26 protein-coding genes are annotated in these 24767 nt (G+C 38.1%); 3 read left to right on the top strand and 23 right to left on the bottom strand.

The genetic code is table 11. The features are described from left to right. Positions 1-8 precede the first annotated feature (8 nt). The 19 genes from nuoL to V7Q04_RS00785 all read right to left on the bottom strand — a co-directional run bounded on the left by nuoL (position 9) and on the right by V7Q04_RS00785 (position 18292). The gene (gene nuoL, locus V7Q04_RS00875) at positions 9-1865 is read right to left on the bottom strand and encodes an NADH-quinone oxidoreductase subunit L (protein WP_333803036.1); all 1857 of its coding nucleotides are present in this window, start codon (positions 1863-1865) and stop codon (positions 9-11) included. Between the two features lie 2 nt (positions 1866-1867). Further along, complete coding sequence (nuoK, locus tag V7Q04_RS00870) at positions 1868-2170, bottom strand: NADH-quinone oxidoreductase subunit NuoK (RefSeq protein ID WP_333803035.1); 303 nt, start codon at positions 2168-2170, stop codon at positions 1868-1870. Then, positions 2167-2721: an NADH-quinone oxidoreductase subunit J gene (locus tag V7Q04_RS00865; RefSeq protein WP_333803034.1), complete on the bottom strand. Its 555-nt coding sequence runs from the start codon at positions 2719-2721 to the stop codon at positions 2167-2169. The genes nuoK and V7Q04_RS00865 overlap by 4 nt, the downstream gene beginning before the upstream one ends. Positions 2722-2728: 7 nt before the next feature. Beyond that, entirely contained in the window at positions 2729-3343 is a 615-nt protein-coding gene (gene nuoI / locus V7Q04_RS00860; RefSeq protein ID WP_333803033.1) for an NADH-quinone oxidoreductase subunit NuoI, read from the bottom strand. Positions 3344-3352: 9 nt separating this feature from the next. Beyond that, positions 3353-4345 (bottom strand): NADH-quinone oxidoreductase subunit NuoH, encoded by a 993-nt coding sequence (gene nuoH, locus V7Q04_RS00855; RefSeq protein WP_333803032.1) that lies wholly within the window; start codon positions 4343-4345, stop codon positions 3353-3355. Then, complete coding sequence (locus V7Q04_RS00850; RefSeq protein WP_333803031.1) at positions 4338-6815, bottom strand: NADH-quinone oxidoreductase subunit G; 2478 nt, start codon at positions 6813-6815, stop codon at positions 4338-4340. Before V7Q04_RS00850 ends, nuoH begins: the two co-directional genes overlap by 8 nt. Next, complete coding sequence (locus V7Q04_RS00845) at positions 6812-7657, bottom strand: hypothetical protein (protein WP_333803030.1); 846 nt, start codon at positions 7655-7657, stop codon at positions 6812-6814. Before V7Q04_RS00845 ends, V7Q04_RS00850 begins: the two co-directional genes overlap by 4 nt. Continuing rightward, positions 7657-7896 carry an NADH-ubiquinone oxidoreductase subunit E family protein gene (locus tag V7Q04_RS00840; protein WP_333803029.1) on the bottom strand — a complete coding sequence of 80 codons (240 nt, stop codon included), beginning with the start codon at positions 7894-7896 and terminating at the stop codon, positions 7657-7659. The genes V7Q04_RS00845 and V7Q04_RS00840 overlap by 1 nt, the downstream gene beginning before the upstream one ends. An 8-nt stretch (positions 7897-7904) precedes the next feature. Then, entirely contained in the window at positions 7905-9131 is a 1227-nt protein-coding gene (gene nuoD, locus V7Q04_RS00835; protein WP_333803028.1) for an NADH dehydrogenase (quinone) subunit D, read from the bottom strand. Between the two features lie 2 nt (positions 9132-9133). Next, positions 9134-9934, bottom strand: a complete 801-nt coding sequence (locus V7Q04_RS00830) for an NADH-quinone oxidoreductase subunit C (protein WP_333803027.1) — start codon at positions 9932-9934, stop codon at positions 9134-9136. After that, on the bottom strand, positions 9931-10440 hold the full coding sequence (locus tag V7Q04_RS00825; RefSeq protein WP_067172997.1) for a NuoB/complex I 20 kDa subunit family protein: 510 nt from the start codon (positions 10438-10440) through the stop codon (positions 9931-9933). Before V7Q04_RS00825 ends, V7Q04_RS00830 begins: the two co-directional genes overlap by 4 nt. After that, positions 10422-10811 carry an NAD(P)H-quinone oxidoreductase subunit 3 gene (locus tag V7Q04_RS00820; RefSeq protein ID WP_333803683.1) on the bottom strand — a complete coding sequence of 130 codons (390 nt, stop codon included), beginning with the start codon at positions 10809-10811 and terminating at the stop codon, positions 10422-10424. The genes V7Q04_RS00825 and V7Q04_RS00820 overlap by 19 nt, the downstream gene beginning before the upstream one ends. A 90-nt stretch (positions 10812-10901) precedes the next feature. Continuing rightward, a complete protein-coding gene (locus tag V7Q04_RS00815; RefSeq protein WP_333803026.1) occupies positions 10902-12635 on the bottom strand; it encodes an ATP-binding protein in 1734 nt (577 codons plus the stop codon). Between the two features lie 92 nt (positions 12636-12727). Then, the gene (locus V7Q04_RS00810) at positions 12728-14293 is read right to left on the bottom strand and encodes a fatty acid--CoA ligase (protein ID WP_333803025.1); all 1566 of its coding nucleotides are present in this window, start codon (positions 14291-14293) and stop codon (positions 12728-12730) included. Positions 14294-14295: 2 nt separating this feature from the next. Continuing rightward, a complete protein-coding gene (locus tag V7Q04_RS00805; RefSeq protein ID WP_333803024.1) occupies positions 14296-15513 on the bottom strand; it encodes an OmpP1/FadL family transporter in 1218 nt (405 codons plus the stop codon). A 19-nt stretch (positions 15514-15532) separates the two neighbouring features. Further along, positions 15533-16375 carry a deoxyribonuclease IV gene (gene nfo, locus V7Q04_RS00800; RefSeq protein ID WP_333803023.1) on the bottom strand — a complete coding sequence of 281 codons (843 nt, stop codon included), beginning with the start codon at positions 16373-16375 and terminating at the stop codon, positions 15533-15535. Between the two features lie 10 nt (positions 16376-16385). Beyond that, positions 16386-16868 (bottom strand): hypothetical protein, encoded by a 483-nt coding sequence (locus V7Q04_RS00795; protein ID WP_333803022.1) that lies wholly within the window; start codon positions 16866-16868, stop codon positions 16386-16388. Further along, positions 16865-17236: a Fur family transcriptional regulator gene (locus V7Q04_RS00790; protein ID WP_333803021.1), complete on the bottom strand. Its 372-nt coding sequence runs from the start codon at positions 17234-17236 to the stop codon at positions 16865-16867. The genes V7Q04_RS00795 and V7Q04_RS00790 overlap by 4 nt, the downstream gene beginning before the upstream one ends. Positions 17237-17389: 153 nt before the next feature. Further along, positions 17390-18292, bottom strand: a complete 903-nt coding sequence (locus V7Q04_RS00785) for a DMT family transporter (protein ID WP_333803020.1) — start codon at positions 18290-18292, stop codon at positions 17390-17392. A gap of 196 nt (positions 18293-18488) precedes the next feature. Between V7Q04_RS00785 and V7Q04_RS00780 the strand changes: the two genes are divergently transcribed. The 3 genes from V7Q04_RS00780 to V7Q04_RS00770 are packed head-to-tail and all read left to right on the top strand — an operon-like array spanning position 18489 to position 21025. After that, on the top strand, positions 18489-19229 hold the full coding sequence (locus tag V7Q04_RS00780) for an amino acid ABC transporter ATP-binding protein (protein WP_333803019.1): 741 nt from the start codon (positions 18489-18491) through the stop codon (positions 19227-19229). A 26-nt stretch (positions 19230-19255) separates the two neighbouring features. Beyond that, positions 19256-20056 carry a transporter substrate-binding domain-containing protein gene (locus tag V7Q04_RS00775; protein WP_333803018.1) on the top strand — a complete coding sequence of 267 codons (801 nt, stop codon included), beginning with the start codon at positions 19256-19258 and terminating at the stop codon, positions 20054-20056. A gap of 3 nt (positions 20057-20059) precedes the next feature. Then, positions 20060-21025 carry an amino acid ABC transporter permease gene (locus V7Q04_RS00770; protein ID WP_333803017.1) on the top strand — a complete coding sequence of 322 codons (966 nt, stop codon included), beginning with the start codon at positions 20060-20062 and terminating at the stop codon, positions 21023-21025. Positions 21026-21043: 18 nt separating this feature from the next. Here the strand turns inward: V7Q04_RS00770 and V7Q04_RS00765 are convergent, their stop codons facing one another. From V7Q04_RS00765 to pyrC, 4 genes are read right to left on the bottom strand one after another with little or no spacing between them, the layout of a single operon-like run. Then, positions 21044-22222 carry a PilZ domain-containing protein gene (locus V7Q04_RS00765; protein ID WP_333803016.1) on the bottom strand — a complete coding sequence of 393 codons (1179 nt, stop codon included), beginning with the start codon at positions 22220-22222 and terminating at the stop codon, positions 21044-21046. Positions 22223-22230: 8 nt separating this feature from the next. After that, positions 22231-23088 carry a sensor histidine kinase gene (locus V7Q04_RS00760; RefSeq protein WP_333803015.1) on the bottom strand — a complete coding sequence of 286 codons (858 nt, stop codon included), beginning with the start codon at positions 23086-23088 and terminating at the stop codon, positions 22231-22233. Next, positions 23066-23731, bottom strand: a complete 666-nt coding sequence (locus V7Q04_RS00755; protein ID WP_333803014.1) for a response regulator transcription factor — start codon at positions 23729-23731, stop codon at positions 23066-23068. Before V7Q04_RS00755 ends, V7Q04_RS00760 begins: the two co-directional genes overlap by 23 nt. Next, a complete protein-coding gene (pyrC, locus tag V7Q04_RS00750) occupies positions 23721-24728 on the bottom strand; it encodes a dihydroorotase (RefSeq protein ID WP_333803013.1) in 1008 nt (335 codons plus the stop codon). The genes V7Q04_RS00755 and pyrC overlap by 11 nt, the downstream gene beginning before the upstream one ends. Positions 24729-24767: the final 39 nt, after the last annotated feature.

Genomic DNA, 24767 nt, shown 5'->3' with positions numbered 1-24767 from the left:
CCCTGCCCCTACACCATTGGTCTATAAAAAATTGCGAGTGCAAGTAAAACAATCATACCTACAATCATCCATCTAAGCATATCAGAGAGATTTCCACTTTGCATCTTTCTGGCATTTTGCCCTGTTGAATAAACTATCCTAGCGATCAAATCTACCGTAAAGTCTACAATTTTTGTATCTATTTTTAACCATGCAAACCTTGCAAGAGAGGTAAATGGTCGCATAATATAAAGCTCATAAAGTTTCGGAATATAGTATTGATTACTCAATAATTTATACCCCATACTCTCTTCCCATGATTTTGAAAAACCTCCACGTCGGTACATAAAAACTGCAAATGATATACCGCTGATTGCAATACCCAATGTCCCTGCAATAAGTAGCGCTTCTGTTCCATGCTCAATGTGAATTTCGTATTGGGCTAAAAGACGTGTAACAAATCCTTCAAAAGTATGCTCAAAAAATCCAGCGATAACGGCTAAAAGTCCCAATGGAAGCAATGCATAAATCACAAACGGTTGCGCTTCGTGAGGATGTACACCGTATTTAACGTACTCTTTTTCACCAAAGAAAACGAGCATTACCAAACGGAAGCTGTAAAATGCTGTAAGTCCAGCACCTATGAAAAGTGCAAACCAAAGGAAATATGCACCTTCACTAAAGGCAACTTCCAAGATTTTATCTTTAGAAAAGAAACCTGCAAACGGATAGATTCCAGCCAATGCCACCGAAGCGACACTCATCAAAATAGCCGTTGCTTTCATTGAACCATAAAGCCCACCCATCTTTTTGATGTTGAGTTCATCGTGCATCGCATGCATAACGTTACCAGCACCTAAGAACAGAAGTGATTTAAAGAAAGCATGTGTCATCAAGTGAAACAGGGCTATCCAATAAGCACCTAATCCTGCTGCAACAAACATATAGCCTAATTGTGATAGTGTTGAGTAAGCAATAATACGTTTAAGATCATTATTAACCAGTGCCATAGATGCAGCAAAGACAGCTACAAAAGCTCCCAAAGAAGCGATAGCAAAGCCCACTTCTGGAATAAGGCTGTAAAGCTCTCCACAACGAATGACGAGATAAACACCCGCTGTTACCATCGTTGCGGCATGGATGAGTGCTGAAACAGGTGTTGGACCTTCCATCGCATCTGCAAGCCATGTATGCAGTGGGAACTGTGCTGATTTACCCATTGCACCAATAAATAAAAATATACCGATCGTTGCAAGCAGCACAGGATCCATACCTTTAACGCTTGCAAACACATCATCATATTGGAATGAACCTACATTCCAATAGATAAGAAAAAGTCCCATCAGCATTCCAAGATCGGCAATTCGGTTCATAATAAATGCTTCATTGGCTGCCCATGAAGCAGAATGTTTATGATACCAAAAACCAATGAGTAACCATGAACAAAGCCCCACACCTTCCCATCCAATGAAAAGACCGACAAAGTTATCGCTCATCACCAAAATCATCATTGAGAAAACAAATGCTGAGAGGTAAGAGAAAAAGCGGTTAAAGCTCTTATCATGGTCCATATAACCAATAGAATAAATATGAACAATCGTTGAAACGAGTGTTACCGTGACCATCATAATGACAGAGACTTCATCAACAACAAAGCCAAATGGAATCTCCAAGTTACCCGCTGCGATCCAATCCATCATCGTGACATGTAACGGTCCATAGGTATTGACATCAATGAGCAAAATAAACGATGCAATCATAGAAATAGCGATAAGTAAAGAAGCAACAATACCCGTAAAAAGCATCTTTGGACGTGCCGCAAAGAAGGCGACAAACAAAGAGCTGATCAAAGGTGCAAAAAGTGCTGTATAAAGATATTTTTCCATGCTTACCCTTTCATCATCTGAAGACTGTTAAGATCAACAGAACCATTGCGTTTGTACCATAAAATAAGAAGTCCAAGACCTACAGCGACTTCACTTGCGGCAACTGCAATGATAAAAAATGCAAACATTTGCCCTGTAAGATCTCCATAATACTTTGAAACCGCAACAAAACCAATATTAATAGCGTTGAGTAAAATTTCAGTTGAGAAAAAAAGCATCAAAAGATTGGTTCTTCGCATAACACCTACAAGCCCTATAGAAAATAAAATACCTGTTAATACAAGGTAATGTGTTAAGGTAATCATTTGACCTCCTTTGCATCTTCTACTTCTTCGTCTTCGATGGCTAAATATTCATCCATCTTTTTACTTGCAAGCACAATACCTGCAATCATCGCAACCAAAAGCATAATAGCTGCTAATTCAAAAGGAACCAAATATTTTGTAAACAAAACAATTCCAATCATCTGTACATTGCCCACATTATCGATACTTGGATAAGAGGCTTGAATGTTTTCAGAAACCAATGGAGCACATAAAATAGTAACCACCAAAATAGCACTCATCACAGAAAGTGTATAGGCTATTTTCTTCGAGCGCATTTTTTCACTGATATCACGTGTCGTATCAAAAAACATCATACCAAATGCATAAAGTGCCATAATCGCACCCGAATACACAACGATTTGAACAACGCCCAAGAACTCAGCATCTAAAATAAAAAAGAAACCCGAGATAAAGATCATTCCGCCTGCTAATGCGCTCATCGAATAGAGTGCATTACGACTCATAACCACAATCCCAAACATACCAATGGTAAGTGCGGCAAAAATATAAAATGCAATAATTTCAAACATGGTTACCTCAATACGCTAATGGTGTTTGTTTTACGTTTTCATCAGCATTATCACTTAATGCACCAAAACCTGGGAACTCTTTTTGTTGTTTAGCTCTAAACGTATCAAGAGGAGTCAGCATATCGTCTTTAAGACCAAAATGAGCACGCTGTTCACTCGCATTTTCATACTCTACGCCATGAACAATAGCAAGTTCAGGACATACTTCAGCGCAATACCCACAGAAAATACAACGACCAAAGTTAATGCTATACTCACTCACAACTTTACGACTCTTCTCATCAATGTGAGTGTCCATGCGAATACAATTGGCGATACAAATTTTTTCGCACAATCCACACCCGATGCATCTCTCACTACCGCTTTCAAACAGACGAAGCAAGCGATGAATTGCCCTGTATCTAGGGCTCATCTCCATTTTTTGCGCAGGATATTGAAGCGTATGTATATCAAAACGAATCATCTCACGTAAAACAATCCAAAGACCAACAAAAAGCTCGCCTTTAATCGTCCGCTTCACAACTCGTTTAAAAGCTTGCCATCCATTTTCTGGCTTTTGTTCACCCTCAAAAAAGATGTAACCAGGGGCAATGTTGCGTTGTTTAAAATCTTTTAGTTCCATTTCTGCCTCCTAAATCAGCACAAAGCCCGTAATCAAAATATTGACTACGGCTAAAGGCATTAATACTTTCCAACAAACCCACATGAGTTGATCAGGTCTAATATGTGGCCACGCTGCTCTAACCCACAAGAAAAGGAAAACCCACAGTGAAACTTTTAACAGCATTGCAATAGCTCCAGGTATAAACCAAATAGGATTATAGCCACCCATAAAGATGATGCTCACAAGAACAGAAATAGTAATCATATTGGCATACTCACCGATGAAAAAGAGACCCCAACGCATACCTGAATACTCCGTGGCATAACCCGCAACAACTTCAGCTTCAAACTCGATGGTATCAAATGGGGCACGATTCGTTTCCATAAAACCTGCCATGGCAAATAAAATAAAGGCTAAAGGTTGTTTCCAAACAAGCCAGTTAAATACCCCACCATTTTGATAGTCGTTAATATCAATCAGTGAAAGTGAACCTATCATCATAATAGGGGCAAGGACTGACAACCCACTGACCACTTCAAATGAGAGCATCTGCACAACCGCACGTGCTGCGCCTAAAAGTGACCATTTGTTGGAACTGCTCATACCAGCGAGCAATGGTCCATAAATGCCAACCGATGCTACACCCATAACATACAAAAGCGCTACATTGATGTCTGAAATAATCGGATGAATCACATAACCAAACAACGTAAACTCTGGGAAATAAGGCACCGCAGCCATTGCCACAAACGCGGTTACCGCAGCAATCACAGGTGCGATCATAAAGATCGGCTTAACAGCATTTTGAGGGACGATATCCTCTTTTGTGAAAAGTTTAATACCATCAGCTGCAAGTTGTAACAAACCATAAGGACCTACATTCATAGGTCCAAGACGGCGTTGCATAAAAGCCAATACTTTGCGTTCTATAAATGTTGCAAACCCTGCCATACCTGCGATAACAGCTACAACCACTACCGCTTTAACAACGGTTTCAATAATGACAGCGGTTTCAAACATGCGAAACTCCTTTAATCACTACGTGAGCAAATCGATATCCCTCTTTAAAGAATGGCGTAGTGTCGATTTTAGTATCAAACGTTGGAAGATAAGCGATCAGTCCATCAATCATTTTCTCTTCTTTGAGTGCAATCACAAGTTTTTCACCTGCTTCATTTTCTACCGTAACCACGGCGCCATCTTGAAGATTTTTAGCCTCTAAGAAAGCAGATGAAACATAAAGTGCCCCTGCTTCATTAAGCTGATGCGCTTTGTTGGTAAAGGCACTAAATTGATGTACAGGATTGGCTCTATAAACTACATCGCCCTCTTTTGCTGCGAAACTCGCAATAGGTTCAACCTCATTATGGCATGGAATGTTTGCAGACGCAAGAGCATAGCCTCTATTTTCAGTACCATCGTTTTCATAACGGTTTGGCAAATTATCAAATTTCTCTGCTTTAAAACCTTTTTCACTCGGCAGATACGGCGTATAATCAATCGTCCACTCCGCTTCAAGTCCAAGGGCATTAGCAAGGTCATTAAGGCAATAACCTTTAAAATGAAGTGCTGCATTGGTAGGCACAACACGCTTGTTCATGGAAGTAAATGTTCCCTCTTGTTGGTTAAGGGCTGGCATCGCCAAATCACCTTTACCAAGAGCACTTAACGTAAAGTCACCTTTGACGTTATAGCCTAAACTAAAGCTTCCTTTTTTCTCATCCAAATCACAAATGAGTGAAACACCCAGTGTATTGGTACGAGATGGATTGATGACCAAACTAAATGCTGTAAAACGCTCAATGAAGCCTAAAAGTTTCGCGATATTCTCTGCTCTTGGATGCGTATAGAGATCTTCACCCACAATGAGACTAAAGCTATCTTTTTTATCTAAAAGTTTGGTGATTTTCTCAACCAAATCTGCCTCTGCACCGATAAGTTCAAGAAGAGCATTGGTATCGATTTCGATCTCTTTAACCATCATCTTCTCGATAGTCTTAACAACCTCTTTTTCTTCACCGCTCTCTTCGTCTTTTACCATCTCTTTGACTTCTTCTTTAACACTCTCTTGGATGGTTTTCTTCTCTATGGTGTGAAAAGATGCTAAGTATTCTACAACGCTTTTAGGCATTGCCTCTTTGTCACCAAAAAGATCGAGAAGAAGATAAGCGATGGCTTCTTCTGCACCAATTTTATGGGTAACACTGAGTAAATTTTTAGAGTAAGCTGAAACAATAGGATCAGCCACAGGATGAAAATAAAGTCCCGCACCCTTGTTCATACCAATTGCATTGTTCATCGCGTAGCCTGCATTTGGGCTATCGGTTTTAATCGCTGTACCAAAACTGACCACAAAATTGGAAGAGCGAATGCTCTCTAAATCGCCACTGTATAGGCTTTTTCCTGCTATACTTGCAAAATTTTTGAGGAAATCTTGATACGCTTTAGCATCAACATTTACAAGTTTATAACCCAACTTCTCTTTGAGTTTTTGAAGAATGAGTGCTTCCTCATTCGTAATATAACTATCAAATACGATGGTATCGACTTTAGATTTCAAAAGTTCAACAGCTTTATTAAAAGCAATTTCATCTTTACCTGCAACTTCATTTTGGAAGTCAAACCCATAACGTGCAGCAGTATGCAAAGGAGCATAATTATGTTCGCTACTCACACGGTAAATTTTAGGTTCAGTATTGTTCATACTCGTATGTTTAACATCATAAAAAAGAAGTGAGCAGTCTGAACTATGTGGGTTAGATGCTGGGATTTTTTTAAGCTCCCATGCATTAGAGGTGTATTGAAAGTCTGTTCCAACAAGTGCTCCAACAGGGCAAACTGCAGTACATTCTCCACACTGAGTACAGTCAAGTGTTTCAGCACCGCTGGCAATACCAATTATAGACTTTTGAAGCTTATTCCACATGGCATACGCGTCTTTTTCGGTTTTATCTTTCCACGATTTATCCAGTTCAGCACCACCACGAGGAACGGTTTTGAGTGCTGATTCGCCGATCATATCTTTACAAACAGTGACACAGCGCTCACAAACGATACATAAAGAAGAGTCGTAATGGATTTTGCCCCAATTTTTGGTCGGACGATGCGTATCTGCAATGCAGTGATGTTGGCTATCTACGCCCATGTGTAGGGTGTAGTTTTGCAATTCACACTCGCCACTCTGATCACATACACCACACTCTAACGGATGGTTAATGTCATAGATCTCCATAATCGCTCTACGCTCTTTTTCGATCTCTTCCGTTTTAGTGATAACACTCATACCTTCTTTAGCACGCGCGTTACAGCTGTAAGCACGTTTGCCATCAATATCCACCAAACACAAACGACACGCTAACGTGGGCGAGCAATTCGTCACATAACAGAGTGCTGGGATAAAAATATCGTTTCTGCGCGCAACGCCTAAAACGTATTCGCCCTCTGTCGCTTTACACTGTTTTCCATCTATGGTTATTAAAACATCGCTCATTGCACTTCTGCCTTCACTATTTTTACTACATGGTAGGGATAGCTAGAATCCGCTTTTGCACAGGGCATTAAAGCGATCACACCTTTTAAACTATCATCGCGTACAAAGGTACGAGGATAGACCTCTTGGTTGATAGTGACATTGATTTTGTCACCACTTTGAACTTTGGCTGCCATTTGAAATTGAGCTGAGCCTATTAAGGAATTCTCTTCCTCTTTGTTTATTACAGGACATTGATAAACCACAACACCATCAAAACTTTTAAGATCTGCAATCTCTTCTAAAACACTTTTAGTGTTTGCTTCTATAATCTCTTCAGATATTGCACCAACAACAAACAATTTAGCTTTGCCATAACGCGCTATAAGTCCTGCAAGATGCGCTATATTGGACGCTTTTGGATGACGTATTACATCATCACCTAAAACTAGCAATACATTTTTTGCCTCTTGATACAGCGATTCAATCTCTTCAATCTCTTCTTCACCAAGATTGCTCTCTGCACTGATATACCCTTCATCAAGCTCTTCAAAATAGCTTTGGATAGACTCTGGAAGCTTCACACCTTTCAGAAAACTTTTTGAAAGAAGCGCGAAAATACCCTCTTCTGAACCTACTTCATAACGGCTAAAAAAAGAACTTTTTGGAATCAATGCTTGATCTTCCATTGTAAAAAGATAAACTAATTGAGCTTCGCTCTCACTCAATCTCTTTAAAAGGGTTGTGTCATGGCGTGAAGGAAGTGTTCCTACACAAATAATAAGATCAAATCCTTTACAGGTAAAAGCAAATTGCTCTTTAGTAGATTGATTTAAGGCTTCTATAAATTGCTTTTTTACCATTACTGTACTTCACTTTTCACTTTTTTTACGACAATCGTCCAGTCTGCTTCATTGAATTTCAACGAATTCATCAGTGTCCAACCCGCTTCTTTAATCACATCGGCACTTTTTTGAACAGGAGAAAAATCACCAATCTCAAACATAAAGATGGAAACTTCACCCAAAGTTGTCTCATCAATAATCTCTAGCATACGTCCGTAAAAATCATCACCTAAATGGCGTAAGTCATAACGTTGCATTGCCTCTCCTATCTGTCAATTTCACCGAATACGATGTTTGCGTTACCAATGATCGCAACAACGTCAGCGAGATATTCACCCACTAACAGCTCTTGCAAGAAAGCGGTGTGAAAGAAACTTGGCGCGCGAAGCTTCAAGCGGTACGGATACGGATCACCTTGTGAATTGATATAAAAACCAAGTTCACCCTTAGGCGATTCAGTCGCCACATACACTTCACCCACAGGTGGTCTCATGCCTTGTGTTACCAGTACAAAATGTTGCATCAACGAGTAGTTTTGCGTCATGATCTGCTCTTTGGGCGCGGAGATGTACTGAGGTGCGTGTGCCATAATTTCAGGTGATGTTTGCTCATACATCGGAATGAGTTGCTTAAGAATGCGAACACTTTGACGCATCTCTTCCATATGCAGTTTGTACCTTCCATAACTATCGCACGTCGTACTCACAGGCACATCAAATTCCACTTCGTCGTAGAGTTCATACGGCTCTTCTTTACGAATATCCCATGCGATGCCACTACCTCGTAGCATCGGACCACTACAGCCCCAACTTTGTGCTTGCTCAGGACTTACCACGCCCACGTCTTCCAAACGCATTTTCCAGATACGGTTTTGATCCAACAAACCCTCGTAATCTGCAATGTCAATCGGTAGATGATTGATAAATTTATTGAGTCCTTCTGTCCAGCCTTTTGGCAAATCAAGTGGAACACCACCGATTCTCACCGAAGAGTGCGTCAAACGTGCTCCACAATAATCTTCAATCAAATCAAGCGTGTATTCTCTTTCTCTAAATGCGTATAGAAAAATAGTCATCGCGCCCACATCCAGCGCATGCGTTGCAAGCCAGAAAAGATGTGAAGAGATGCGGCTAAGTTCTAAAAGCATCATACGAATGACTTTCGCACGACGTGGAACTTCAAGACCGATGAGTGTTTCTACCGCTAAAGCAAAACCGTAATTGTTTGAACTCGCAGCGATGTAATCCATTCTATCGGTGGTTGGCAAGAACTCATTGTAGATCATATTCTCCGCCATTTTCTCCATACCACGATGCAAATAGCCAATATCAGGGGTTGCTTTAGAAACTTTCTCACCATCAAGTTCTAAAATCAAACGAAGCTGACCATGCGCGCTAGGGTGTTGAGGTCCAAAGTTAACGATCATGTGGTTATCTTCACGCTCAAAAGCAATATTCTCAAAAAAAGGTTTTAATCGGTTGACTTTTTGCATGATTAATATCTCTCTTTCACTATTTTAGCATCTTCTTTTTTGAGCTTTTTCACGATGAACACCCCACCTTCTTCTTGGTAGTCGGTGATCGTTTTTTCACTGCTTGGCTCGGCACCAAAAGGAACTTCATGGTTAATATGTGCAAAACGATACGTATCGTTTACATCTACGCGCGCACTATCTCGCTCTTCAGGTCCTATGATGTCGCGGTACTCTTTGCCAAAAATTTTATCAATCTCATACCATTGCGCCACTTCATCACCGTGCAACGGATAGGTTTTACGAAGCGGATGATCATACCAATCATCAGGCATTAAAAGACGTTTCATATACGGATGTCCACTGATGATGACACCAAACATATCGTACATCTCACGCTCTGCCCAATCAGCACTTTTATAAACGTTAATGACGCTTTTAAGCACCTCTTTTTCTTTAATAAAACATTTCACACGAAGACGTTTACGTTTAGAGGTTGAAAGCATTTGGTAAAAAATTTCAAATTCACCGCTTTTAGCTAGCCAATCAATCGCGCTGTGCTCGCTTAAAAAGTTATAAGAGAGTTCATCTCTAAGGGTTTGTAAGACACTCACATTGTCTTTTGGGTCAATGTAAACAACCAATTGCCCTTTTTGAATATACGCCTCTTTAATCTCAAACTTTGCTTTTAAAACGCTCAAATCACTTGTAAAAACTTCATCGCTTTCTACTGCTTCTTTAGGAATTTGAGGCACTACAAAATAACGATCACTGTAATAAGGCTTTTTTTGAACGTTTTGTTTATCGCTGTAACTTCTCATCATACCAACCTTTTAGGTGCAAGTCTGCGTGATGCTTTCTCTGTGCGGATTTTCTTTTGAAGAAGCATAAGTGCGTATTGAAGTGTTTCAGGACGAGGCGCGCACCCTGGTAAATAAATATCCACAGGCACGATGCGATCAGCGCCTTGAACGGTGGCATAGGTGTTAAACATACCACCCGTATTGGCACAACTTCCCATGCTAATCACCCATTTTGGATCAGGCATTTGATCGTACAAACGACGCATAAACGGAGCATGTTTTTTAGTGAGTGTTCCTGCAATGACGATGACATCGGCTTGTCTAGGACTCGCTCTAAAAATGGTTCCAAAACGGTCAAAGTCATAACGACTAGCCCCCGTTGCCATCATCTCAATCGCACAACAGGCAAGTCCATAGGTGAGTGGCCAAAGCGAGTTACTTCTACCCCATTGAACCAATTTATCGACTGTGGTAAGTGCCACAGGAAGACCCGCTTCTTGAAGATAATTTATCTTATGCTGTGCCATTCGAGCGCTCCTTTTTTCCATGCATATACAAAACCAATGGTTAAAATGATGACAAATAAAATCATCTCAACAAAACCAAACATGCCTAAAACTTTAAAATCCACTGCCCATGGAAACATGAAGATAATCTCCACATCAAATAAAATAAATAAAACTGCAAAAAGGTAAAAGTGTGCCGAAATTTTATTAGGCTGTTTGGTCACTTCAGGCCCGCACTCATAAATGGTAAGCTTAAGTTTTTCGGTATCCAAACGTGACATACTTCGGCTAACAACACGCGCCAATACAGTAATACCATAAAAGACAACTGCCCCAAATACGAGGAGGAAAAAAGCTCCAAAATAAGGATGGGCGAAATCCATATGCGACAAAGAGGTCATCATTATTCCTTCATTTTTTATACAACAACAAATCCATCTGAGCGTTTCAAACTAAACGCTCAGAAAGACTTGTCAAAGTCTTTAATTCATAAAGCCAACAGATTTGGCATCGCCAAAAGCTCCTTTGGTTTCACGATCAATTGAAAGCTTGAAATCTTCAAACGTAAAAAGTGGTTTTGATTTGGTAGCCACTTTTAAAGCTGTATTTTTAAGTACCACTTTTATCTGCCCACCCGTAAGAGGGTAGGAAGCTAATCTTTCTACATCCAAGCCTTCCTCATACTGAGCATTTTCAGGTAATAACTTTTTCCAAAGTTCTATGCGTTGTTTCAAATCAGGCTTTTCAAATGCAATTTTATAATCAAAACGACGGGAGAAAGCAGGATCTATCGTCTCCAAAAGGTTTGTTGTTGCAATAAGTAGTCCATCAAAACGCTCAATCTGTTCTAAAAAAATATTTTGCATCTGATTGTGCATTTTATCGGCACTTGCACCGCTATCGGTTGAACGTGCGCTTAAGAACTGATCGGCTTCATTGAGAAGCAATAAAGGCTCACTTTTGGTCTTTTTGCAAAGCTCTTTATAGGTATCAAAAATATTACGCACATTTTTTTCACTCTCCCCCACATACTTGGAGAGAATTTTAGAACAATCAAAACTGAGCACGCGCTTTTTCATCGACTTTGCCAATGAAAGAGCTGTCATTGTTTTTCCCGTGCCTGGAGGACCATAGAGAATAATCTTCGCGTCAATACCACTTCGGCGCTCTTTTATCCCCCACTCCCGTAATAATTTCACCACATTTTTATCGATCTGTTTGAGTAAATTATCAAGTACTTCTTTGGTTTTTGGATGTAAAATGACATCATCCAAATTCGTTTTAGGATCAATGAGTTCAAAAAGCTCTTGTTCACCAATCAGCATATCAAGCTTAATCTTTTTCGTTTTTTTCTCTTTATTGGGATGCATAATCTTTTGTAAAATCTCTTCTGAGATAAAAAAGCTTCGAGTAACACCTCCAAAGGTGCTCAGCATCTCATCGTAATCGATAATGAGATTTTCAATGAGCTTTGAGCCCTCTTCGAGTAAAGAACGGTTTTTGATCTTTTCATAATCATCAACACTAATAAGACTAATCAATGTATTCATATCACGAAGACTTTCAAACTCTCCTGCATACTCCTCTTTGAGAAGTGCTAAGAAAATCAGTTGTTCTTTTGGATTTAACTCATTCTCTTTGAAAATATTCTCAACAACAATCTCATTTTGTGTTACTTTTATACGCTCAACAATACGGCTTTCTAAAAGTTCGAGTTTATTTTTAAGACGCCCAATACTAGGTGAATTTTCGGTAGCATTGTGTTTTGTTTGGCTTAGTTTTTGGTAAAGTTCAATGCGAAAAAATTGATCTTTCAAATATTCAAGATGATCCTCGTAAGGCGTAACATCTGGTAACACTACTTCAAGGGTTCCTTCCTCTAGTAGTTTTAAAAAAGCAGAACTTAGTGTTACTGTACTGTTTAAAAGTTCTAAATTTGAGACATCCATCACTTTGGAACTGAGAAAACTGTTCTGAACAATCCACCCTTGTTCAATCAAATCTTTCACTAAAGGAAGTTGTTGTAAATGAGCGTATTTTTTATCGCCAAAAAGCTTGATCAAGCCATCCGCAACACCCATGTCAACACTACCAAGAACATACTCTTTGGTCATCATTTGCAAAAATTTTGCTTCATCAATAGAACATTTAAGATGCTCATAAATCTGTGATGTTTGAACCGTTTTACTCTCTAAAAAATCTACCAAATACTGCAATACGAAACCTTTTAATCCAAGTGAAAAAAATATAGTGTATCTTATAATGACAAGTTGATGATAAAAGAACCCTTTGGTTAAAAAGTTAATCTCTATCTTTTACGTAAAAATCCACCTGCTTGCACTTTTTCCTTTAATACACGCTTTAAAACTTTGCCCGTCGCATTTTTTGGAAGCTCTTCCACAAAATAAATATGCTTTGGTAATTTGAAATTTGCTAAATGTTTTTTAAGATAATGACGTAATTCCATTTCTTGAAGCTCTATACCTTCTTTGGGTTGTATAAATGCCAGTACATCTTCATCTTTTGTTTCATCTCTAAGCCCAATAACAGCCACAGAATCCACTCCATCATATTTATAAATGACCTCTTCAATTTCCCTTGGATAGATATTGATTCCTTTAGAAATAATCAAATCTTTTTTACGATCAACAATGTAAATAAATCCATCTTCATCTTTTTTACCCAAATCACCCGTTAAAAGCCAACCATTAATAATCGTCTCATCGGTTGAATCTGATTGGTTAAGATAGCCTTGCATAACGCAATCTCCTTTAACCATAATTTCGCCCACTTCACCCACTTTGACTTCCATCATCTCTTCATTAACAATTTTTACTTCATAACTAGGAAGTGGTAAGCCAACCGAAAGTGCTTTTTGACGATCAAGACGATTGACTGAAACAGCAGGTGAGCATTCGCTCAAACCATAACCTTCTAAAAGTGTCGCTTTTGTAAATTTGGCATTAAAATCATGCAATGCTTGTTCACTAAGTGGCGCACTACCAGAGATAAAAATACGCACTTTATTAAACCACATAAAATACCATGGAATTTTTGCCTTTAATAGGGCATTGTAAAGCGTTGGTACGCCTAAAAAGATAGTGACTTGTTTCAGCAGTGTCTGTTTAAGAACATTCGCAAAAGGAAAAACTGAACGGACAATAACAATACTCGAACACGTAAACATCGGAAGAAGTACCATAATGGAAAGTGTAAAAGAGTGAAACATTGGTAAAAAGACAATAAAACGATCTTTTTCAGTGATTTGAAATGAAATAGACCCTGCAATTGCATTGGAAAAAAAGTTACGGTAACTAAGCATCGCACCTTTTGGCTTACCTGTTGTACCAGAAGTATAAACAATACACGCAAGATCGTCTAACAATGGACGCTTGGCTAGACGTTCCTGTATTTCAAGATTGGCATCAATTTCCGTAAAACTGTAGTTACGCTCATCAAGATGTTGGTACTTGTCTGTCCAAACAATTTTCTCAATCTTAGTAGTATCGAGTAAATTTTTGGTCTCATTGGCAAACGAAGCCGATGAAATCAGCATACGCGCATCACAATCATTTAAAATATACTCAAATTCTTCTTTTTTCAAAAAAGTATTAAGAGGAACTGCAATCGCCCCAATTTTCGTAATGGCAAATAAAGAGACAACAAACTCTTCCGAGTTGCCAACAATCATGGCAACTCGATCTCCGCTTCTAATACCGCTAAATTCTAAAAAACGTGCAAAGGTATCGATGTTTTGCTTGAGCTTTAAATACGTAACTTTACGATCGTCGATAAAAATAGCTGTCTTTTTAGGGGCATTTTTAGCATTTGCTTCCATGACCTCGTAAAAATTCTGATACGGATAACTTAACATTTTTAGAACTTGTATTTAAATGATGCCGTCAAAAGATGGGCTGCAGAATCTGTGAATGTACCGTTTGCTGTTCCATTACTTACCGTTCTATCTTCTTTTACATCATACAAATAAGCCAGACCTATTTTAAGATTTTGTGAGAGTTTATACTCAAACCCTACCGAGTAAAGTTTTGCATCGGAATCTGGAAGTTCAAAACCAAGTGTGCTAGAAGGCACTGGTGATTTATCAATCGCAAAACCTGCCATTAATTTTAAAGTATCACTCCACTGATGACTTATACCAATACGGTAGGCATTAACATCTTTCCAATTTTTAGGAACGGGATTATCAAATGTTGCTAATGATCCTGTTAACGTATAATCGTAATTAAAATCTAAATTCTTATACGAAGACCAATATGTACGCTCATACACAAATTCAACTGTTGTTTTATCCATAGTATATGCAGTAGCTAATACCAATGAAGCAGGCAGTGGAATAGTTACACTAGCTCCCCTTCCAGGATAAGAAGAACCACCAAAGCCAGTAAGCGTTGCTTCACCTTCAACGGTTAAATCAACTTTAGAGCGATAGGTTGCAGCTAACGTCCAATCTTTAATAGGCTTATAGCTGAGTGCCAAGTTATATCCAAAGTCAATAGAATCACCAGTTAAATCTCTAGAGGTTGTTACAGCAGGATAATTACTTTTGACTACTCCATCAGTATACACACCTCTTAAGCCAAAGCCGATAGACAATTGATCAGAGACTAAATAACTCACTGTTGGATTAACTTCGATAACCTTTAATGTAAATTCTTCTGAAGTTCTCTTAGGATAAGACTCATCCCAACGTTTTGAAAGGCCAGCAGGTGCTGTGATGGAGAGACCATAACGCCAATCACCCATTTTAGGGGAAACATAATGCAAGTTTGGCATTAGAAATTGTTCTTCTTTAGAATCTCCATTAGCATTTCCAGTAGGAGGAGTCCCATTAGCAGTATAATTCACTTTAGGCAAATTAATATATGTCATTGCCACTTCAGTAAAAGCGCCATTTTCCATAAAAGACATATTTGCAGGATTGTAATAACTGGCATCTGCGCCATTGGCCCCTGCAACATAAGCGGCACTCAGTGCTACGGAGTTTAAAGATTGCTCAGGGATACGGTATCCTGAAGCTAAAAGTGTTGCCGCACTCAGACTGAGTAACGTGGCTACTTTTACAATTTGTTTCATTCATATTCCTTACATGGATTTATTTGACAAGACTATAAAGCAGTGCAATTTCTTCTGCCCATATAGAATCATCGATTGTTTCAAGCACTAAAGGGATGTCATTCATACGTTCATCATTCATAATAAATTTGAATGATTCTATTCCAATTTTTCCCTTGCCAATAGAGTCATGTCTATCGACGCGTTTGCCCAAATCAGGCTTAGAATCATTAAGATGCATACCTTTGAGATACTTAAATCCGACGATTGTAGCAAATTTTTCCATCGTTTGCCTATAGGCTTCTTCACTTCTAATATCGTAACCTGAGGTAAACAAGTGGCAGGTGTCTATGCAAACACCGACACGCTCTTTATCAATGGAGTGCTCCATCAGGTATCCTAAATGTTCCATTTTGTAACCAAGATTGCTTCCTTGCCCTGCTGTATTTTCTACCACAAGAGTAACACTGCTTGTTTGACGCAATACTTCATTCATAGAAGCACTAATAAACTCCAAACAGGCTTCCTCGCTAATCTGTTTAAGATGGCTTCCGGGATGAAAATTGAGCTTATCTAATCCTAATGCTTCACAACGCTTAACTTCATCTAAAAAGGCATTCAACGATTTTTCACGTGCTTCAAGCTCAGGATGACCAAGGTTGATGAGATAGCTATCATGAGGTAAGACATGTTTGGGTAAAATTTCTGCTTTTTCCAATTCAGCTTTAAAACGCTCAATCTCTTCTTGTGTAAGTGACTTGCCTTCCCATTGACGTTGATTTTTCGTAAAAAGAGCAAAGGCTTTTGCACCAATTTTTGTGGCATTAATCGGAGCATTAAAAACGCCACCACTCGCACTAACATGTGCTCCAACAAATTTCATTAATTTTCCTTTATTGTAATGGTTTTAGTCGCATTAAGATACTATTTTTCGTATCTCTAAATGTAAGATTCGCACCTTCAACTTTATAGATAAGATGGCTATTTGAAAGCTCTAACTCTTGTTCAAAGCCATTACTATTTTTTTGAAGATTTTTCCCACCATAAATAGGCTGTTTCGCAATAATTTCTTGCATCAACTCCGCATAATGTTCGTCTTGTAGAAACTGCTGATTGAAGCTGAGTTTATCCAAACATCTTCCATCCAAACAAATGTTGCTTCCCATAATTTCGAGATTAAATAAAACACTACCCGCGGAAAAAATTTGCACATTGGTATAGTCATTCCCTTGGTTGATAAACCCTGTATCAGAGAGTGCTATCTGCTTGTTTTTAATCGTAATCACATACGTTTCAGAACTGGTGACATCTTTTTTGACCGCACATCCGCTCAAAAGAAAGGCTAGCAAAAAGCTTATTTGTAAAAGTGTTTTCATGAATGACACTCCTTGCATGTTCCTTTAAGAACAATGCTTTTGACTTCACCTTCCACTTTGCCCAAATCAACATCCATACACGTAATTTGATGGCACTGCTCACAGATAAAATGAGCATGTGTCGTACTCGAAAGTTCAAAATACCACTTACGATCATCAGCTTCAAATTTATGCACCATTCCTGATTCTTCGAACTTAGCAATGTTGCGGTAAAAGGTTGCTTTATCCATCCCTATATTCATCTGCTCTTTGATCTGTTCATAATTCATGGGATGATGTGCCTTTTTGAGCACCCCTAAAATAGAGGAGCGTGCCGTTGTAAACTTGATGCCATGTTCTTCAAATAGTGTTTTGATCTGCTCACTCATCGTTTTCCTCGTTCATTGATGCTGAATGGTATCTAAAAAATTATTAAGTCACGACTAAGTTGCAACGGTAAGTATTCTTCCATTATTTAGTGGTCACGACAACCTTTTTTCTTCAGCTAGCATAGTAGATTTTTTGAATCATTACGTTAAACACTAAACAGCATTTTTTCTTCTGCGGTATTGCTCCATAAAGTATGAACCTAGTTCTGCGATAAGCATACCACCTAAGATCATCACTGCTCCACATATTTGTGAAAATGTTAAGAGTTCATTCGCAAAAAAGTAACCAAAAATACCTGCACTGACTGGCTCCATCGTAAAGATGATCGCGGTTTTAGCAGCAGTCGTAAAGCGCTGCATTGCTGTTTGGACCCAAAAAGCAAAAATAGTGGCAAAAATAACCGTAATGGCAATGGCATTTATAAAAAGCATGTCCGTTCGAGGAGGGATTATGGAGCCTTCCATTACAAATCCACCCATCAAAGAACAAATACCGACCATTAAAAATTGAATACTTACCAAAAGATAAACATTGTGTTTACGAGAGAGGTATCCTGTAAATACAATGTGTAATGCAAACATCATCGCACAGATAAAAGCATAAAACTCACCTAAAGAGAAGCCTAATTCAGTATTGAGCGTTAAAAAATAGAGTCCTACAGAAGCAACAATAGCGCCGAGTGTTGAAAACATCGAAGCTTTTTGTTTGAAAATAAGATAGGTCACAAAGGGAACGACGATAACACTAAGTCCTGTAATGAAGCCTACGGTGGAAGAATACGTATACGTAAGAGCGAATGTTTGAAACGCATACCCTAGAAACATAAAAAGCCCCAAAAGAGCACCTGCTTTTAAAACCGCAAGATTAAGATAACGAAGCTGTTTTAAGGAAATTAATACCATCAAAACACCTGCGAGAAAAAATCGCCAGAATAAGAAGGTATAAACGGGGGTTTCATTTACAGCAGCTTGTACCATAAAAAATGTACTTCCCCATGCAACAGCAACCATTAGCAGTAAAAAATCTGCACCTAATTCTCTTAGTTTATTACGCATCACTCCATACCTCATTACTTTGATAGAAAGGGCATTGTATCACAATGAAATAGTAAAATACAGAGCACCTAGCTAAAAAAATGTCCAAATAAGGAGAGCTTTTTACCTGTGATATTTGTACCAACCCCTTTATCTTACTTTTATATTCTACTGCTACAATTATGGTTTACGCGATATAAAGCAAAGAAAGGTTTGAATGAGTCAAGCTATCGTTCACATGGAAAATGTTAATAAATATTATGGCGATTTTCATGTTCTTAAAAATATAAATTTTTCCGTTACGGAAGGCGAAATTGTTGTTATTTGTGGACCTAGTGGTAGTGGCAAATCAACGCTTATTCGCTGTATCAACAAACTCGAAGAGATCGACACTGGCGAAATTGTTATTGATGGGTTTGATCTATACACTAAAAAAACCAATATTAACCAACTCCGCGCTGAGACAGGAATGGTTTTTCAACACTTCAATCTTTTCCCCCATTTGACTATTTTGGAAAATATCACAATCGCTCAACGCAAAGTTAAAGGCATTAGTAAACATGATGCCAATGAAGCAGCCTTAAAACTATTAGAGCGTGTAGGACTCGTGCATAAAGCTGAAGGCTACCCTAATGAGCTTAGTGGCGGTCAAAAACAACGTGTTGCCATAGCAAGAACACTCGCTATGAAACCAAAAATTATTTTATTTGATGAACCAACGTCTGCCCTTGATCCTGAGATGATTGGCGGTGTTTTGGATGTTATGCGTGAACTGGCACATGAGAATTTTACCATTGTTTGCGTAACCCATGAAATGGGCTTTGCCAAAGAAGTTTGTGATCGTATTGTTTTTATGGATGAGGGCGTCATTATTGAAGAAGCCACACCCGAAGCTTTCTTTGCTAACCCAAAAACAGAACGTGCTCAGAAATTTTTACAAGAGATATTAACACACTAAAAACTAAACCCTTAAGGAGAGTAGCAATGAAGAAACTTTTAGTAGCATTACTTTTAATGCTTGGCATTAACGCTATGGCTGATGATATCAACCTATGGCAAAAATCAACCCTCAACAGTATCGTTCAAAAAGGTGTTCTAACCGTTGGACTAGAGCCAGGTTATATGCCTTTTGAAATGAAAGATAAACAAGGTAACATCATCGGCTTTGATGTTGATATTGCTAACGAAATGGCAAAAGCTATGGGTGTTAAACTTCAACTGGTTCCAACTGCTTGGGATGGCATTATTGCAGGACTTATTACCGGTAAATACGACATTATTATCTCTGGTATGACCATTACCCAAGAGAGAAACCTCAAAATTAATTTTGCCAATCCTTACATCAGTGTTGGACAAACTCTTCTTGCTAACAAAAAACATGCAGGTAAAAAATGGAGTGACTTAGATAAACCAGAGTACACTATCGTTACTAAAATTGGTGTAACTGGTGAAATCGCAACACGTAAAATGTTTAAAAAAGCTAAAATCAGAACCTTTGAAACAGAAGCTGATGCTGCACAAGAAGTTCTTAATGGTAATGCAGATGCAATGGTTTATGATAAACCATTTAATGCAATCTTCTTTGCTGAAAAAGGCGCAGATAAGCTTACTCACTTAAGTGATGAATTGACTTATGAGCCTCTTGGTTTTGCCGTTCGTAAAGGTGACCCAGATTTTCTTAACTGGCTTAACAACTTCTTGAACCAATCTAAAAATGATGGTACGTACAAAAAAATCTATGACAGATGGTTCACTGATGCTTCTTGGCAAAAAAAGGTAATGTAAGCAGTGGCAAAAGGAAAACAACATCTTTTACACAATAAAGCATTCGGTCACTTAGTGGCCGTTGCTTTTTATGTTGCACTAGGGTATTTACTCTTCATGGCTGCATCCAATATGAACTACATTTGGAAGTGGACCAGTGTACCAAAATACTTCGCGTATGAAAAAATTGAGTCTATAACTGCTCCGATTGATGGTACTATTCAAGTACGAGGATCTGCACTTGTTATCCAAGGACAAGAAGATAGTAAAGAAATCGAAATTGATAAAAGTTATTCTCTTGTAGTTAACAATGGTGATAGTGTCTATGAAAATGATACCGTTGCTAAAAAAGCATCGATGCAAATTGGTCCCTTACTAGAGGGCTTAATCGTTACACTTGAAGTTTCTGGACTTGCAGCGATCTTAGCCTTTTCTATCGGCTCATTGCTCGCGTTTATGCGAATTTCTAATTATCAGTTCTTAAAAGATATCGCAACCGTTTATATTGCAATTATTAGAGGAACGCCTTTACTGGTTCAAATTTTTATTTTCTATTTTATTATTGCTACGATATTTGAGCTTGAACGATTTCTCGCAGGTGCTATTTCATTAGGACTTTTCTTTGGAGCTTATATTGCAGAAGTCTTACGTGGGGCAATTCAATCCATTGACAAAGGGCAGTACGAAGCAGCAAAGTCACTGGGTATGAATTACTCCCAAACAATGATCTATATCATTATGCCTCAAGCACTTAAACGTGCGCTTCCAACGCTTGTGGGAGAGATGATTGCACTGGTGAAAGACTCTTCGTTGGTATCTGTTATTTCTATTACCGATCTAACTAAAGTAGGTCGTGAGATCGTTGCCAATACCTTTTCACCTTTTGAAACATGGCTTATTATTGCAGCTGTCTATTTTTGCATTACTTTTTTACTCTCATTACTCGGACATAAAATCGAAATGAAAATGAAAAAACAAGGTGGTATGTAAGCCAAAGCTTACATACCATTACAGTACATATTCACTCAATTCGTTATTCAGCTCTTCTAAAATTTCATCTTCTCGCTTCACAATATACTGAAATATTTTTCCACTCATCTCTTGATCAGGGAACATACGCATACAATAGCGATAAGAATCTTTATACTCAATCACATTCATAACTTCAGCCTGTACCTCAATTTTTCGATCACCTTGCGTGGCTATTGAAGCACTGTTAAGCTCAAATTCTACTAGAATTCTTGCTCCGACAAAAATTCCATTATTTTCACTACTCACCACACCTAAACCATGCAAAGATATATCAAATAATCTTCCACTTGTCTGAATATTGCCAGATTGATGCAAAAATACCTTTGCCACAATATCGGGATGAACCCGAATAAACTCTCTTTGAAGTGCTGGCATATTGAGCAAATAAATGAAATTGGTAAGAACAACGGTATTGGTTTGGAAATTACAATCAACAATATCTGCTTTAAGGTGTTTATTGAAGTAATTGTTTTTCACAATAAAGGCTTTACCGTCTAGTTTCATAGCAATTTCTTGTAATTTATCAATGTAAAATGTCACGTTTTCACCCTCAATTTTTGCAATACTTGCTTCAGAACTGATAGGCACACCTTTGTAGAGATTGAGAAAGACAATGGATTGATTTGCTTCTTTCATCTGGTGAAACACTTCGAGAATATTGTTGATTGGAGAAAACATAACATCATCACTAAACCTGACATCAAAAGCGACTGTAACGTCGTTGTATATTTTAGGTGTCTCATTTTCCATAAGTGTAATAAATTGACTTACGCAGTTGATTAAAAACTCAATGTTAGAAGGAATATGATGGTTACGTACAAAAGAGAGATAGTTATCAATAAGATAAAACATACTGCGAGTAATGAGAAAACCCAACATTGCACTATTTTGGTGTATACGTATAAAAATATCCTCTTTAAGCTCCACGATCTTCAGATCAGGCTTAAAAAGTCCATGGTAAATTGTAAAAGCAATCTCTCTTGACTCTTCTTGGCTCATTGATTTATCATAGTTTGCACATAAATATGTAAAATAGTCTATAAATACAGTTTCAAACTCTTTTAAAAAAAGTGCAGAAGTGACTAAAAAATTTTCTTTCTCACTTTGAGAAATAACTTCTTTTTCCATCATTATGTCCAAGTGGTGATTTTGCATTGATTATATCATTTTTTGTTTAGGAGGTGTGAAATATCTAAGATAACTTCGGTACCTACATTTTTTTGAGAATTGATACGCATAGAAATTTTAAATTCATCACAATGGGCTTTTACCAAGCTTAGCCCTATACCATACCCTTCCTTGGTCGCATCCGCTTGATAGTAACGATTGAATACAAGGAAAAGCTCCGCTTCGCTCATGCCAACCCCTTGATCTTTGATGACAAGATTCTCTGCTTCTTGAAAAATGCGAATTTCATTATGATTTTGGTTGTATTTAAGGGCATTATGCACTAAATTAGAAACGACTTTTGCAAAACCATGCTTATCAGTAAAAAGCTCTTCATGTAAAACGTCATAGGTTATTGGTATCCCCTCAGCCATCTCTTTTTGTTTTTCAATAACACCGGCTATTAGCTCATCAAGGTAAAATTTTTCACGAACATCTTCTTGAATCTCTTTTTTAATGTAATAGTCAACCTCTTTGTAAAGTGCATAAAGATCTTTACTGGCTAACTCTATACGTCCTAAGCGTTTAAATTTTTTCTCATCGTTCTCATCTGCTTGAAGCATTTGAAGATTTGCATTAATGACGGAGAGAGGAATATTAAGTTCATGCAATGTGTCTTTGAGCAAAATATCTAAAAAGTGATTGGTTTTAAACAATGAAGCAAGGGTATAAGAGACAATCACATACCCAACAATAGAAGAAAGCGCTATCAAGGAGGCAAAAACCCATATTTTCTCTTCTACCCACTCCCACATCCAAATGCCAAAGACTACAAGCAAACAAACAGCTAGGCTAAAAGCAATAATAGAGCGAATAAAAAAGATTTTATCACTACTTCTCAAAGCGATATCCAATTCCTCGAATATTTACAATGACTTCTTTACCAAAAATCTTTTTGAGATTGTTGATATAAACCCTAATAGAACCTTCGTTAATCTCTTCGCTACTGCTCCAAAGTCGTTCGTGTATCATCTCTTTTGTAACCACATGTCCCCGCTCTTTTACCAATAAATAAAGTAATTCAAAATCTTTAAGATTGATGTCAAGCTCTTGTTGGTTGTAGAACAATCGTTTACGTGCAAGGTTTAGTTTATATGACGTATCGATGACAAGCCAATCATCGACAATACCTTTAGAACGTGCTAAAATCGCTTTAATACGCAACAGCATTTCATCCAAATCAAACGGTTTTTTAATGTAGTCATCCCCACCTAACATGAAGCCTTTGGCAAGACTCTCTTGATCGCTCAACGATGTCACAAAAATAGCAGGGGTATGATCTCCCGCAGCGCGAAGCTCTTTTAAAAAGTCAAATCCACTGAGATCAGGAACTTTCACATCTAAAAGGTAGAGATCAAATTTATGTTCATAACACTGCTTTAATGCATCCTTCCCACTTTTGACTAAAGTACATTCATAGCCATGTCCACTTAAAAAATCTTCTAGCGTTTGAAGTAACAGAGTATTGTCTTCTAAGATAAGAACTTTATACGACATGTTTAATACTCCAAGCCAATGTTTCGTTTGCAAACATAGGGACAACATCACCATAACAGTGTGTTACCATCATGGGCTCTTTTTCTAAAATAACCTCTTTATAAGGGGCTTTGTAGTTATAAATTGTTTGTGCATTGTTACTCACAAATGCTTGTAACGAAGCTAATGCGTTATGCTTTTCAAATAACTCAACCAAAGCTTGTAAAGCAATAGGAGCAGTAAAAACACCCGCAGCACACCCACAACACTCTTTTTTATGAATAGGATGTGGAGCAGAATCACTTCCAAACATTACTTTAGGATGAGCTTTGAGGCTTACTTGTAAAAGTGCTTCTTTATCTTCATAACGCTTGGCAATTGGTTTGCAAAAAAGATGAGGTTGAAGCATGCCGCCTGCAACATCGTCTAATGTTATAAGTAAATGGTGTAATGTAACGGTTGCATAAAGGTTTTCATGCTTCTCTAAAAGAGCTACACTCTCTTTAGTAGTGATATGTTCCATAACAATTTTGAGGCGAGGAAAAGCTGAAGCCAAATTTTCATAGATAGAGCCAAACTCTTTTTCGCGATCCATAACAAAACCATTGGTTTCACCATGCACGCATAAAACAAGCCCTAAATCACTCATTGTTTCCAAAACAGGACGTAATGTTTCAATATCCATACTCGCAACACCGCCCTCTGAATTGGTTGTAATGCCTGATGGATAAAGTTTAAGAGCTTTGACATGCAAAGCTGCTTTTTCTAGAAACTCTCGCGTATAATCACTGCGGAAAAAGAGTGTCATCAACGGATCAAAAACATTATTTCCAAGAGCACTTATAATACGCTCTTTATAGGCAATAACTGCTTCTATGGTCGTAAGAGGAGGAACGACATTGGGCATGATGATACCACCCGCAAAACTATATGCACTCAAAGGTGCAACTACTTTAAGCATTGCCTCGTCACGTAAATGTAAATGCATATCTAAAGGAGAAATCAGAGTGTGGGTCATCTAAAACCTTTTTATTTTAATTATATCAAAGCATCACCA

The sequence above is a fragment of the Sulfurospirillum sp. genome (assembly GCF_036802865.1).
Lineage (GTDB): Bacteria > Campylobacterota > Campylobacteria > Campylobacterales > Sulfurospirillaceae > Sulfurospirillum.
The sequence above is the reverse complement of the archived record's forward strand: the minus strand, read 5'-3'. Positions and strand labels throughout refer to the sequence as shown.